The 12,960-nt window shown below is 40.5% G+C and carries 13 protein-coding genes; 4 read left to right on the top strand and 9 right to left on the bottom strand.

Going from position 1 to position 12,960, the window contains the following annotated elements; all coding sequences use genetic code 11:
• Positions 1 to 193: 193 nt before the first annotated feature.
• Genes H5114_RS19200 through H5114_RS19190 form a run of 3 tightly spaced genes read left to right on the top strand, consistent with a single transcriptional unit; the run spans position 194 to position 4,463 of the window.
• Positions 194 to 1,954, top strand: coding sequence for a cytosine permease (locus H5114_RS19200; protein WP_124014968.1), 1,761 nt, complete (start codon positions 194 to 196; stop codon positions 1,952 to 1,954).
• A gap of 59 nt (positions 1,955 to 2,013) precedes the next feature.
• A complete protein-coding gene (locus H5114_RS19195) occupies positions 2,014 to 3,540 on the top strand; it encodes a mannitol dehydrogenase family protein (protein ID WP_404948364.1) in 1,527 nt (508 codons plus the stop codon).
• A 2-nt stretch (positions 3,541 to 3,542) separates the two neighbouring features.
• Positions 3,543 to 4,463 (top strand): carbohydrate kinase, encoded by a 921-nt coding sequence (locus tag H5114_RS19190; RefSeq protein WP_182723791.1) that lies wholly within the window; start codon positions 3,543 to 3,545, stop codon positions 4,461 to 4,463.
• Between the two features lie 124 nt (positions 4,464 to 4,587).
• On the opposite strand, the gene H5114_RS19185 is transcribed toward H5114_RS19190, so the two are convergent.
• The 9 genes from H5114_RS19185 to H5114_RS19145 all read right to left on the bottom strand — a co-directional run bounded on the left by H5114_RS19185 (position 4,588) and on the right by H5114_RS19145 (position 12,004).
• Positions 4,588 to 5,964, bottom strand: a complete 1,377-nt coding sequence (locus H5114_RS19185; protein ID WP_220492617.1) for an anti-phage deoxyguanosine triphosphatase — start codon at positions 5,962 to 5,964, stop codon at positions 4,588 to 4,590.
• A gap of 9 nt (positions 5,965 to 5,973) precedes the next feature.
• Positions 5,974 to 6,561 (bottom strand): 5'-deoxynucleotidase, encoded by a 588-nt coding sequence (gene yfbR, locus H5114_RS19180; RefSeq protein WP_182723790.1) that lies wholly within the window; start codon positions 6,559 to 6,561, stop codon positions 5,974 to 5,976.
• A 105-nt stretch (positions 6,562 to 6,666) separates the two neighbouring features.
• A complete protein-coding gene (locus H5114_RS19175; protein ID WP_182723789.1) occupies positions 6,667 to 7,881 on the bottom strand; it encodes a pyridoxal phosphate-dependent aminotransferase in 1,215 nt (404 codons plus the stop codon).
• A 277-nt stretch (positions 7,882 to 8,158) separates the two neighbouring features.
• On the bottom strand, positions 8,159 to 8,719 hold the full coding sequence (gene efp, locus H5114_RS19170; protein WP_124014963.1) for an elongation factor P: 561 nt from the start codon (positions 8,717 to 8,719) through the stop codon (positions 8,159 to 8,161).
• 49 nt (positions 8,720 to 8,768) lie between these two features.
• Positions 8,769 to 9,956 (bottom strand): elongation factor P maturation arginine rhamnosyltransferase EarP, encoded by a 1,188-nt coding sequence (earP, locus tag H5114_RS19165; RefSeq protein ID WP_182723788.1) that lies wholly within the window; start codon positions 9,954 to 9,956, stop codon positions 8,769 to 8,771.
• Positions 9,957 to 10,050: 94 nt separating this feature from the next.
• On the bottom strand, positions 10,051 to 10,578 hold the full coding sequence (fldA, locus tag H5114_RS19160; RefSeq protein WP_124014961.1) for a flavodoxin FldA: 528 nt from the start codon (positions 10,576 to 10,578) through the stop codon (positions 10,051 to 10,053).
• 51 nt (positions 10,579 to 10,629) lie between these two features.
• A complete protein-coding gene (gene ybfE / locus H5114_RS19155; protein ID WP_011637372.1) occupies positions 10,630 to 10,902 on the bottom strand; it encodes a LexA regulated protein in 273 nt (90 codons plus the stop codon).
• 8 nt (positions 10,903 to 10,910) lie between these two features.
• The gene (locus H5114_RS19150; RefSeq protein WP_124014960.1) at positions 10,911 to 11,132 is read right to left on the bottom strand and encodes a DUF2788 domain-containing protein; all 222 of its coding nucleotides are present in this window, start codon (positions 11,130 to 11,132) and stop codon (positions 10,911 to 10,913) included.
• 98 nt (positions 11,133 to 11,230) lie between these two features.
• The gene (locus H5114_RS19145) at positions 11,231 to 12,004 is read right to left on the bottom strand and encodes an alpha/beta fold hydrolase (protein ID WP_182723787.1); all 774 of its coding nucleotides are present in this window, start codon (positions 12,002 to 12,004) and stop codon (positions 11,231 to 11,233) included.
• A gap of 302 nt (positions 12,005 to 12,306) precedes the next feature.
• On the opposite strand from H5114_RS19145, the gene seqA reads away from it, so the two are divergent.
• Positions 12,307 to 12,933 carry a replication initiation negative regulator SeqA gene (gene seqA, locus H5114_RS19140; RefSeq protein ID WP_182723786.1) on the top strand — a complete coding sequence of 209 codons (627 nt, stop codon included), beginning with the start codon at positions 12,307 to 12,309 and terminating at the stop codon, positions 12,931 to 12,933.
• The last annotated feature ends 27 nt before the right edge of the window (positions 12,934 to 12,960 follow it).

Genomic DNA, 12,960 nt, shown 5'->3' with positions numbered 1-12,960 from the left:
CTTACTAATACTAATACTAATACTAATACTAATACTAATACTTTAGTCATTAATAAGGACGATAAAAATATAAATGGGGTTATTATTTCTACTCAAGCGAAATAATAAATAGTCAGTAAAGGTTATACAGTATCACTTTATCATCATTTTTAGGTGAGGGTTTTACTTATCTCCTAAACAGGAAATAAAAATAATGACAATAAGTCAACATGAGGCTTCATTCAAACTGATGAATGAAGAGCAACTTCCCGTTGCCAAAAATAAATTGCACGGTTGGAAACATTTTGCAGGTTTGTATGCTGGGGAGCATGTTGCCGCAACTGAATTTGTTATTGGGGCAACGTTTGTCGCTTTAGGGGCGTCGACCATTGATATTCTTTTAGGCTTACTTATTGGCAACCTACTAGCCATGTGTTCATGGTGGCTATTAACTGCACCAATTGCGGTCGAAACGCGTTTAAGTTTATATAATTACTTAAATAAAATTGCAGGCGATTCGATGACTAAGCTTTATAATTGGGCAAACGTGGTGATCTTTTCGGTGATATCGGCAGCAATGATCACTGTATCATCCACTGCAGTTCGCTTCTTGTTTGATATTCCCGCACAGTTAAATTGGTATCCCAGTAGTCTATGGTTTGTGATGATTGTATTAGCCGTTGGCTCAATTGTTGTTGTGGTCGCCATGTATGGTTTCTCGACTGTGGCAGATTTTTCTAAAATCTGTGCGCCTTGGTTATTTGTTATCTTCATCGCGGGTTCTTTTTCGTTATTCCCAGCGTTATCAAATCATGTGATTGGTAGCACCACTCTCAATAGCTGGCAAGATTTTATGACGATAGGTGATAGTTCAATCTGGACCGGCTTAAATGATAAAGGCGAGCCTGGTATTGGCTTGCTCGAAGTGATTGGTTTTGCATGGGCCGCCAATTCAATTACTCATTTTGGTTTGATTGATATGGCAATTTTTCGTTTCGCTAAACGTAAAAGTTATGGTTTGTTATCAGGTGTCGGGATGTTCTTTGGTCATTATTTAGCGTGGATCTCCGCAGGTATTATGGGGGCGGGGACTGCCGTCATACTTAAGACCACTATTAGCCAACTCGATCCCGGTGATGTGGCATATCAAGCTCTAGGTTTTTCTGGTTTTGTGATTATCATTATTGCTGGTTGGACTACTGCTAACGCCAATCTCTATCGCGCAGGATTAGCTGCACAGTCGATATTTGTTAAACAATCTCGTGAACGTACTACTGCGATAGTCGGTCTTGTGACCATGGTGATTGCCTGTTTCCCGTTTGTATTTACTCAGATGTTACCCTTATTGACTTACGCTGGTTTATTAGTCGTTCCTGTGGGAGGCATAGTGTTTGCTGAACACGTGTTATTTCCTAAGATTGGTTTAACCCGTTATTGGGCTAAATATCAAAACTTAACCAAGAGCACTCCGGCAATTGCATCTTGGGCATTAGCACTCGTGTTTGGTTTTGGCCTAAATACGCTTAATATTATTTCATTTTATTATTTGTTTATTCCTACGTGGATATTCACCATTATTATTTATACTTTATTAGCTAATAAATATGGTGCAGGTTTGGATTATTCTGAACATATTAAAGCTGATGAAATAGAGCAAAAGCAAATTGCACAGTATCAGGATACTATGGCCAAAGGTGATAACCCTCACGTTGAAGACAATAGTAAATTAACAAAATTACTCAATGGTTTTGCATTTTTCTCATTGGTTATGATTAGCATTTTGGCGGCAAGAGTGATGTTTTATAGCCCAACTATGGAGATCTATACCGTTAATAAATCACTGTTTGAAACCATCTGCCTGGTTTGTACTGTTATTTATTTTAGTTGTTCTTATGTCGCATTAAGAAGACATAAAAAATTAAATTATCATACTGCTGAACCAAGACTTATACGAACAACGGCAAATGAGTCTTAGTCTGAAGTGTTATTTAATTGAAATAACATTCAGTTCCATCATTTATTATTTTATGAGGCATGTACATGCATCACGCTCAACAAGTAAACGTTCCACTTAAGACCTTAAATCAACAATGTTTATCCACTTTACCTAGTGATGTTGATGTACCTAGGTACGATCGTAGTAAGTTAACAGCAGGTATCGTTCACATTGGTGTTGGCGGTTTCCACCGTGCTCATCAAGCGGTATACATTAATGAGTTATTAAAACAGCCGGGCTCTGAATCTTGGGCTATTTGTGGCGTTGGTTTATTAGAAGCCAATCGTAGTTTACGTGATGTGTTGGTTAAACAAGACTACTTATACAGTTTAACCGTGCGTCATCCGAATGGTCAGATTGATCATCAAGTGATTGGCGCTATGATTGATTTTCTGTTCGCACCAGAAAATAAGCAAGCCGTGATTGATCGATTGATACATCAACATACTAAAATTGTGTCACTGACAATTACTGAAGGGGGCTATAACTTTAACCCTGCTACGGGTGAGTTTGATTACTCTAACCCAGATATTATTCATGACATGAGTCATCCAGAAGATCCTATTACCGCATTTGGTTATCTAACTGCCGCATTGAAGCAACGTAAAATCAAAGGGATGAAACCTTTTACGGTGCAGTCTTGTGATAATATTCAGCATAACGGTGATATGACTCGTAAAGTGCTGTTGGCCTTTGTGAATAAAAACGATACTCAATTAGGCAAATGGATAGCAGATAATGTCTCGTTTCCTAATGCGATGGTAGATCGTATCACCCCAGTGACCACCAAAGCCGACATTGATTATGTTGCCAGTACCTTAGGTATTAATGATCAATGGCCGATCACGTGTGAAGCGTTTAGCCAATGGGTCATTGAAGATAATTTTAGTGATGGTCGTCCGCCGTTAGATAATGTCGGTGCACAATTTGTGGCTGATGTTACTCCGTTTGAAAAAATGAAGATCCGCTTATTAAATGCTGGCCATTCAGTATTAGGTTTATTAGGATCTATCCATGGCTTTGCCACCATTGATGAGTCAGTATCTGATCCACTATTTGCAGGCTACTTACGCCGCTTTATGGACGATGAAGTCACACCATTAGTTGAACAACTTGAAGGGATTGATTTAACCCAATACAAAGACACCTTAATTGAACGTTTTGCCAATCCGAACATTAAAGACAGTTTGGCGCGTATTTGCTCAGAAAGTTCGGCAAAATTGCCTAAATTTATCATTGCATCGATTAATGAAAATATCGCCTTAGGCCGCGACAGCTCATTGGCGACTTTAGTGATTGCGGCATGGTGTTTATACAGTGATAAGCGCGTCGATCAGCAAGGGCAAACATTAGCGATTAGTGACCAAATGGCACCGCAATTACACGATTTTGCCAGCAAGACGGCGCAAGATCCGTTGGCTTTTTTACAGTTAAGCGATTTATTTGGTGATCTTTGTCATCAAGCAAGCTTTTGCCAAGATTATCGCCAAGCGATTTCGGCCTTATATGCACCCGAAAGTGAGATTAAAACCATTATGCAAGCAAGATTAGACGCTAAGGAATAGTGATGAACAGTATATTAATTAATCATAAAGCCACCGCAGATATCAATATCAGCTGTTTTGGTGAGGTATTATGGGACTGTTTTCCTGACGGTAAACGCGTTGGCGGCGCGCCGTTAAATGTCTGTGTCAGACTCAATGCCTTGGGTATTAAAGGGTCAATGATCAGTGCGGTTGGCGACGATCAATTGGGTCATGAATTATTGGCTTTCATTGATGAACGCGGCGTTAATCGGAATTGTATCGCCATTGATACCGTAAAAAGTACCAGCACAGTGCAAGTGAGCTTAGATAAAAGTGGTTCGGCGTCTTATGACATCGTCGCCGATACTGCCTGGGACAATATCGCATTAACTGACGCTATCATCGATCTTGTTCATTGTTCAGATGTGTTGGTGTTTGGCAGTTTAATCGGTCGAAGTGCGGTGTCACTTGGTACATTAACGGCGCTGGTAGGTTTAGCCAAATTTAGTGTGTTTGATGTCAATCTTCGTGCGCCACATTATCAACTTGAGAGTATTGTCGAGTTAATGAAGCAAGCAGATTTTATTAAGCTCAATGATGATGAACTCTATGAAATCGCTAAGGCCATGGGCTCGCCATTTCACTCACTTGAGCAAAATCTCGAGTTTATTGCGGTCCAAACCCATACCGATTATTTATGTGTCACCAAAGGCAGTCATGGTGCATTACTGAGTATTGCTGGGAAGAAGTATTATAATTCAGGTTATTTAGTCAATGTAGTTGATACCGTTGGCGCCGGAGATTCTTTTTTAGGGTCGTTACTGTATCAATTGTGCACGGATACTGATCCGCAGTATGCGATTGATTTTGCTTGTGCAGTGGGTGCTATGGTTGCTCAGTCTCATGGGGCTACGCCACAGCTGACGTTAAATCAAATCCAAGCGTTTATGTACCCAAAGTAAACAGTCCGATGTTTTTTTGTGTGAAGTGTGAGAAGTGTGGGTTATTTCCCCTTATCTAACCCGTTAGCGCTTGGTCGTAATGACCAAGCGCTTTTTTATGGAAACTTAACGGCGGCAATTAATTTTATTGCTCGCTGCTTAACTCCATAATACCCGCTGCTTTTGAACCAAATAGTTGCTGATGTAAGCGACTTGCAAATCCATCTGTCATGCCAGAAATATAATCGGCAATCACTCGCATTGAATTATTCCCTTCATTACGCTCCGCTAACCATCGCTCACGAGTATTGACGGGTAAAAGACGTTCAGGATCTGAGGCAAATGCTTCAAATAATTCCATCACAATTTGTTGGCCTTTGTATTCCAGCATTTGGATTTCCGGTTTACGAATAACGTACTTGAATACTAATTGTTTCAGTACATGCAATGTTGCAGCAAAGTCTGGCTCCAGTTCGGCATTATATTTTAATAAGTCTTCGTCAAACTGCGGATTGGCGCTAATACCAATCGCGGTGACGAAACCGTTGACTAAGGTACCGATAGCATCTTTACGTAAATGATGCTCATGGGAAAACAGCTTGCCACCAATGCTAGCCATTTCCGATATCAGCCATTGATCTTTGATTTCAGTTAATTGTTCGACCACATCGCGTTGCCACTGATGTTGGTTGACAATCCCCATGACAATGGCATCTTCGAGATCGTGTACTGCGTAAGCTATGTCATCAGCCAACTCCATAATCGAGCAATCAAATGATTTATAGCGTGTTTTTAAATGGGGATAATCAAGGTGCGTATGGCTTTGTTCACTGCTGATAAATAATTGCCTGTCAGACTCTGATAATGGCGCTAATACCCAATCAATAATGGGCTTGTCATCATTAAACAATCCTTTCACCGGCGGCCATTCTGAGGGTTTTAATTGACGGTGATTAACGATATCAGGACGTTGTTGATCCACAAATAACTGCCCATGAGTTGCGGGATATTTCATTACCCCGAGTAACGTTCGGCGGGTCAGGTTCATTCCCCATGAAGGCGTGTAGGGTTCTAAACGAGTTAAAATCCGAAAGGTTTGCCCATTGCCTTCAAAGCCACCATGATGGCGCATCATGTAATTTAATGCCACTTCACCGCCATGTCCGAAAGGAGGATGGCCTATGTCATGGGCTAAACAAATTGATTCAATAAGGCTCATTGAATTGAGTAAATACCGCAGTTCTGGATATTTCCGCCGTAGTTGAGCAGTAATGCCAGTACCAATTTGTGACACTTCTAATGAATGTGTCAGCCGAGTGCGATAAAAGTCATTCATACCAACGCCAAGCACTTGTGTTTTGGCTTGAAGCCGACGAAATGCAGCTGAATGCAGAATACGGGCGCGATCACGCTGAAATGGACTACGATGATCATTTCGGCGTTGTTTATCTTCACCGAGTAAACGCTGTAGCCAACGACTGCTCTGTTGTGTATCACTGGACTCGATGGTGTTATCAGGCATAAAATTCCTTTACAGCATTTGATTAATTTCGTCTAAATTCAATGTGAAACTTGGAATAAAACACTCACGGAAATAACCTACAGCAGGGTTAGTGTTATCGTCTAACATTTGTTCTAAACGTTTACGGGCACTATTAAATTCACTATTACCGGCTTTTTGTTCTTCTAGGCACTTTAAATATGCGCAAAGTGTATCCGCCGCTTTTACAATGGCCTTATATTGTGGGTCGGCTTCTTCACTGATAAACAGACTACGATAATCTTCTCTAAACTCAACAGGGACCATTTCCAGCATACGCTGTTCTGCTATAGCTTCTATTTTTTTATATTCAGCTTCGATTTCTTTATTAAAGTACTTTACTGGTGTCGGTAAGTCGCCGGTCAAAATTTCACTGGCATCATGATAAATGGCAATCGCAGCCGCTTTATTAGCATCTAAGTCAGTAGCGAATTTTTTATTACTGATGATCACTAAAGCGTGAGCGACCATCGCCACTTGCAGCGAATGCTCTTGAACGTTTTCACGGCGTACGTTATGCATTAACGGCCAACGTTGGATCAGTTTCATCCGTGATAAATGGGCAAATAAATGACTCATGAGACTCCTTACTGCGCTCAATAGTTTGTCTCAGCTTACAGCAGCTTATCGATAAAAAAAAGCGACTGTTCAGTCGCTTAGTATTTTATGGCAGAGATATTGTGTCTATTGACGATAATCTTCTAAGAAATTGCCAAATTCAGTTATTGCTTTAGTTAGATCTTCTTTATACGGTAAAAAAACCACGCGTAAATGATCCGGTTCTGGCCAATTAAAGGCTGTGCCTTGAACTAGCAAAATCTTTTTATTTCTGAGTAAATCTAATACCAAGCGTTCGTCATCGCGTAAATTAAACTTTTTCATGTCTAATTTCGGGAATGCGTACAAGGCACCTTGAGGCTTTTTGCAACTGACACCAGGAATTTGGTTAAGCAATTCATACACAGCATCACGCTGAATCGTTAAACGGCCATTAGGTAATATCAGCTCATTAATGGACTGATAGCCGCCCAATGCGGTTTGAATCGCATGTTGATTGGGTACGTTGGCGCACAAGCGCATTGAAGCAAGCATTTCTAAACCTTCAATGTAGCTTTTAGCGGCTTTTAAATTACCCGATAACATCATCCAACCCACACGAAAGCCTGCGGCGCGATACGCTTTCGATAAGCCATTAAAGGTGATAGTTAGAATATCATCAGACAAACCTGCTGCAGGAATATGTTTAGCTTCGTCATAGAGAATTTTATCGTAAATTTCATCAGCAAATAAAATCAAATCGTGCTGGCGACATAGCTCAATAACTTGCAACAACAACTCTTTACTGTACACAGCACCAGTAGGGTTGTTTGGGTTGATTAATACTATCGCGCGGGTGCGACTACTAATTTTACTGTTAATGTCGTCTAAGTCAGGAAACCAATCCGCTTCCTCATCACAGCGATAATGCACTGCTTTGCCGCCAGCGAGGTTTGCAGCTGCTGTCCATAACGGGTAATCAGGTGAGGGGATAAGGACTTCATCATCAGTATTGAGCAATCCTTGCATAGCCATGACGATAAGTTCTGACACACCATTACCAATATAGATATCTTCAATATCAACGCCAAAAATACCCTGTGCTTGATAATGTTGCACAATTGCTTTGCGGGCAGAAAATAAGCCTTTTGACTCACAATATCCTTGAGCACTTGGCAGATTTAAAATAACGTCACGCACAATTTCTTCTGGCGCTTCAAATCCAAACGGGGCCGGGTTACCGATATTAAGCTTTAAGATACGATGACCTTCGTCTTCTAAACGGCGGGCTTCTTTATGCACTGGTCCACGGATATCGTAGCAAACAGAGTCAAGTTTATTGGATTTGATAATGGGTCGCATACTACTCTCAATAACTAAATACGGCTTAAGTTAGCGAACCATAACGAATTTATCGTTATTGTGAAAGGGGCAAATGGGTAAAAATGATAATAATATCAGTCAAAAATACTGTTTTCTGGGGTAAATTAGGCTTTGCTTCAGTGTTTTATGCTATTTATGACGCTGTATTTAGTGGTGATATAGGGTTTAATAACAAAAAAGCCAGCACGTAGTGCTGGCTTTTAATGAGTTGACTTGTGTTATTACTATTTTACTAATAACCCAAGTTAACTGGCGATTAAACGCGCTTTTTGAACTCGCCTGTACGAGTATCAATTTCGATCTTGTCACCCACTTTAACAAAGTCTGCTACCGTAATAGTACCACCACCAGTAATGGTAGCTGGCTTCATTACTTTGCCTGAAGTGTCGCCACGAGCTGAAGGCTCGGTGTAGATAACTTCACGTACAATGTGAACTGGTAATTCAACAGAAATCGCTTTCTCGTTGTAGAAAGTCACTTGGCAAACGTCTTCCATACCATCAATGATATAGTCAGCAGCATCACCTAAGTTATCAGCTTCTACATCATACTGGTTGTATTCTTCATCCATGAATACATACATAGGGTCAGCAAAGTAAGAGTAAGTACAATCAAGACGTTCTAAAATGATATCGTCTAACTTGTCTTCACCTTTAAAGGTTTGTTCAGTACCAGAATCTAGCAATACGTTCTTTAATTTTAACTTAACGATTGCAGCGTTACGGCCAGAACGAGTTGTTTCAGTCTTCTGAACAACCCATGGGCTGCCATCTAACATGATCACGTTACCAGGACGGATTTCATGAGCAGTTTTCATTTCACTATTTCCTATATATTTGGACTTTTTTTATTTATAGAGCAGTATCTTAGCAATTGTTAACGAATTGAACGAGTCGACTCGCAAGATCTGCATCATTTAACGCGTTAATTGGCCATTTAATCGCATGGTGCGTTAAAGGCAAACTAACAGAATTTAACTGTTGCCAGTGCATTACTACCGAGTTTGTATCACCACAGTTGAAGGCCGAATTCACCTCAGACCAAGTGGTAGCAATTTCTGGAGCAAGATTATCGCAGTAAATTTGCATAAAAGCTTGTAATTTTACCAAGTGATAATCATCTTCTTGAGGATAAATGTGCCATATAAAGGGTTTTGCGGCCCATTGAGCACGTAAAAACGAATCTTCACCCCGCACAATATTAAAATCACAGCTCCATAGCAAGCGATCAAAGTCATTTTGATCTGTCATAGGTAATATATGTATGGTTAGGTTGCCAAGAGTAAATTGTTGACCGGACATCAAATCTGCAATGGCGCAAGGCAATAAACTGGATAAACTATGTAAACTACGGCCTTTAGGGATAAGCGCATGGATGGGCGTTGACGATGCTTGCCATAATTCACACAGCGCAGTTAACGCGGGAGTTTCATAACTGAAAACACTGATTACCCTATCTTGAGCATTAATACCCTGCAAACCTAGTTGCTGGAATAATGCTAATTTATGTTTCGGATCGGCTTGCCATTGATCTCGTTGCTTAAATAATTGTGTTTCACAAATCAGTCCGCCAGTTTTAGGGCTAAATCCTGGAAAGTAAAACCACTTCTTAACACCATTGGGCTGTGTTGATGGTAGTCCATGACAGCCATCAACCCATTTTTCAGCGCTTAAATATTCAAGGTTTAACCAAATAGGCGTCTGAGTATCTGGCTGAATATGTAACTGGCCAATAATAGATTTAACCTGTGATGGTAATTCACAAGCAAAGGCTTCTATTATCACAGCGCCAGCTTCATACTCTATTTTAATTGGAGTTTCCCAGTGAAAAATATTCACACCATTAAATTCCTGCTGGCTTTTTGCAGGATTTAGCAAGGGTAAAATATGAGAAAAACTCAATAGATCGTCGACCCATAAATTAATGGGTATGCCATATTCGCTTGCCAATTGTTTAGCTAAACGCCAAGTTACACCTATGTCGCCGTAGTTATCAACCACGGTACAAAAGATATCCCAATGAGTGGGTAATGGGTTTGAATGATGGACTGACATATTAATAGTTACTTAATCGTTAAACCTAAACCATAGGTATAAAAAAGCGGCAATAAAGCCGCTTTTAATCACAAAACTAATTTGATGATGTGGGTTAGTCTTCTAACTCAGCTAAACACATTTCTTCATATATCTGCTTAACCCAACCGTCAACACGTTCTTCGGTAAGTTCTGGCTGACGATCCTCGTCAATCCCTAAACCAACAAAGTGCTTGTCATCAGCCATGCCTTTAGATGCTTCAAAGTTATAACTTTCTGATGGCCAATTACCAATAATAATGCCACCACGAGCTTCAACGATATCTCGTATCATGCCCATAGCATCAAGGAAGTATTCAGCATAATCTTCTTGGTCACCACAACCAAAAATAGCGACTAGTTTATCGGTGAAGTCGATTTGCTCAAGTTCCGGGAAAAAATCATCCCAATCACACTGTGCTTCGCCGTAATACCAAGTTGGAATACCAAACATAAGCAAATCGTATTCAGCAATTTGCTCTTTAGTACTCTTGGCGATGTCTTTGACATCTAACATGCTTTTACCCAGTTTTTTCTGGATCATTTTGGCTACAGCTTCGGTGTTGCCAGTGTCGCTACCGAAAAAAAGACCTACAGTTGCCATTGTCTATCCTTTAAATATCTAGTTCGCGTTGTGCGATGTTCTAAAAACGTCTCAGTTGTCGAGTTGCTGTTGCAGAATAAATTCGATTAACTGGCTACGGCTGATGTTACTGTTCAAAGCTTGTTGGTTCAAGGCATCATATAAATCTTGTGACACCTTTAACTCTATTCGTTTTAAACCGTTAGCGCGATCACGCTGAATTTGGTTACGCTTATTGATCTTTAATTGCTGCTCACGAGACAGTGGGTTACTTCTCGGACGCCCACGGCGAGTTTCTGCGGCAAAAAGGTCAATAGTCGTTCTATCTGTTGTTTCTTTTGCCATTGTACTCTTTAACCGATCCCAGAGCCTTCCCAGGTCATCTGAATAATACCTTTTGCAATAAACCCGGCGCAGCCGAGGAATAACACTGCCCAAACAATATATCGACCAAATTTGGGGACGTCACCCTGTTTAAGCACATCATGGATAGCCATGCCGATAAAAAAGAATATCGATGCAAAAAACAGGTTTAAGCCAACCGCTTCAATTTGATCCATGTATTGGTTTAACATACTTCTACCTTCGCGATTAAGTGTCTGGCGAAAAGAGGGCGCGAATATATCACATCAGGATACGATCGGCTATGTACAAAAGGGGAAATATTAAAAATTTACCCTTGGTTTTGTTCAATAAACTCAGACACGATACGGTTAAATATCTCTGGCTTTTGGGCATGTAACCAATGACCTGTGCCATTTAGTGTTTTCGCGCTGGCATGTGGAAATTGACGCATGATCTCATCGCGATGTTCAGCCGTGACATAATTTGACTCACCGCCACGGATAAATAATGCAGGCTTATCGAAATGATTGTCGTCTGTTAACGGTAATGTCCAGCCAATAATACGATCATAAGATTCAATTAGCCCAGTTAAATTCATTTTCCATTCAAAACCGCTATCAGTGCGTTGCAGATTCTTAAGTAAAAACTGCGATGTTGGCTCATCAATACCGGCAGACGTTAAATGTGATAAGGCTGATTTGCGTGTGGTATTGGCGTTTAATTCTAAACTGGTTAGGCCTGCAAACACGATTTGATGTCTTGGGCTGTAGGCAACAGGTGCGATATCGGCAACAACCAAGCTTATAACTCGCTCAGGATGAAGCAGTGCCATTGCCATGGCAATTTTACCACCCATTGAGTGGCCAACCACATGGGCTTGTGTAAGATGTAATTCATCGAGAACATCTATCATGGCATCAGCCAACTGTGGGTAGTCCATCTGATCCCAATGCTCACTTAAGCCATGATTGGGGACGTCAACCCGAATAACTTGATGTTGTTGCTCAAGCACACTACCGAGATTTTTTAGATTATCAAGATTGCCAAATAGCCCGTGAATAAGTAGGACGGCTTCACCTTGACCAGAAGATACGAAATGCATAACGCAATAAGCTCATTGGGACAATTTGTACGGCAGATTTTGCTGTAATGAGCCAATCAAATCAAGTCATCATAACGATAGTGACCATTGTTGATGATATTTTACCCGCCTTTTGATAAATTTTTAAGAATATAGGCCATTTAATGATTTTGTGACTTTATTAGTTGGTTAAGCTTGGCTTACACTGAAGCCATAATTTTTGATCGCATTAGTAATAGGCGATCTGCGCTCCCGAATTACCAAGCGCCAGTCAAATAATGGCGACAGTAGTAACAAAGACTGATAGAAAAAGGATGACTCTGATGAAATACATTGAGATTGACGAAGAACTTTATCGCTTTATTGCCAGTAAGACTGAACGCATTGGCGAAAGCGCTTCGGATATTTTACGTCGTTTACTGAACTTGTCAGTTGAAAATGTCGATATAAGTTTACCCGCTTCCATCAGTCAGCCCAGTTTAGAATCTGAATCAGCAGCTAGTCATCATCCGGTTTTTAACCAAGCAAAAGCTGCTGTTGAAAAAATCATTGCTGAACAAAATAGCACCGGCCAATACAATCCTGCAGATGAACAAACATCGTCACCAGCAACGATTGATTTTGATGCTATTGTTAGTCAGCATTTGTTGAGCCAGCAAAAAGGTGCAGTAGGGCGTTTTATGCACTTATTAGCCAGTCTTGAAACCACAGCTCGCAGTGACTTTGATAAAGTACTGAATGTACAAGGGAAAGGGCGCTTGTATTTTGCTCGTTCTAAACAAGCGCTACTCAATTCTAGTCAATCTTCTAATCCAAAAGAAATCGCTGCTAGCGGGTTTTGGGTGACAACCAATAACAATACTGCAAAAAAACAAACGATATTAACTGAAGTATTAGAGCATTTAGGTTGCGATAGTGAACGAGCCAAGAGTATCGCTGAACACATTTAATGTTTGAATTTTGTTGAGAATTATATT

The organism is Shewanella sp. SR43-8 (genome assembly GCF_014163775.1).
Lineage (GTDB): Bacteria > Pseudomonadota > Gammaproteobacteria > Enterobacterales > Shewanellaceae > Shewanella > Shewanella vesiculosa.
The sequence above is the reverse complement of the archived record's forward strand: the minus strand, read 5'-3'. Positions and strand labels throughout refer to the sequence as shown.

Excerpts from the sequence above, each read along its gene's own strand:
- H5114_RS19175 (WP_182723789.1), bottom strand. The coding sequence starts at position 7,881 with ATGCGACCCATTATCAAATCCAATAAACTTGACTCTGTTTGCTACGAT.
- efp (WP_124014963.1), bottom strand. The coding sequence starts at position 8,719 with ATGAAAACTGCTCATGAAATCCGTCCTGGTAACGTGATCATGTTAGAT.
- yfbR (WP_182723790.1), bottom strand. The coding sequence starts at position 6,561 with ATGAGTCATTTATTTGCCCATTTATCACGGATGAAACTGATCCAACGT.
- H5114_RS19195 (WP_404948364.1), top strand. The coding sequence starts at position 2,014 with ATGTACATGCATCACGCTCAACAAGTAAACGTTCCACTTAAGACCTTA.
- H5114_RS19145 (WP_182723787.1), bottom strand. The coding sequence starts at position 12,004 with ATGCATTTCGTATCTTCTGGTCAAGGTGAAGCCGTCCTACTTATTCAC.
- earP (WP_182723788.1), bottom strand. The coding sequence starts at position 9,956 with ATGTCAGTCCATCATTCAAACCCATTACCCACTCATTGGGATATCTTT.
- H5114_RS19150 (WP_124014960.1), bottom strand. The coding sequence starts at position 11,132 with ATGTTAAACCAATACATGGATCAAATTGAAGCGGTTGGCTTAAACCTG.
- ybfE (WP_011637372.1), bottom strand. The coding sequence starts at position 10,902 with ATGGCAAAAGAAACAACAGATAGAACGACTATTGACCTTTTTGCCGCA.
- H5114_RS19185 (WP_220492617.1), bottom strand. The coding sequence starts at position 5,964 with ATGCCTGATAACACCATCGAGTCCAGTGATACACAACAGAGCAGTCGT.
- H5114_RS19190 (WP_182723791.1), top strand. The coding sequence starts at position 3,543 with ATGAACAGTATATTAATTAATCATAAAGCCACCGCAGATATCAATATC.
- fldA (WP_124014961.1), bottom strand. The coding sequence starts at position 10,578 with ATGGCAACTGTAGGTCTTTTTTTCGGTAGCGACACTGGCAACACCGAA.
- H5114_RS19200 (WP_124014968.1), top strand. The coding sequence starts at position 194 with ATGACAATAAGTCAACATGAGGCTTCATTCAAACTGATGAATGAAGAG.
- seqA (WP_182723786.1), top strand. The coding sequence starts at position 12,307 with ATGAAATACATTGAGATTGACGAAGAACTTTATCGCTTTATTGCCAGT.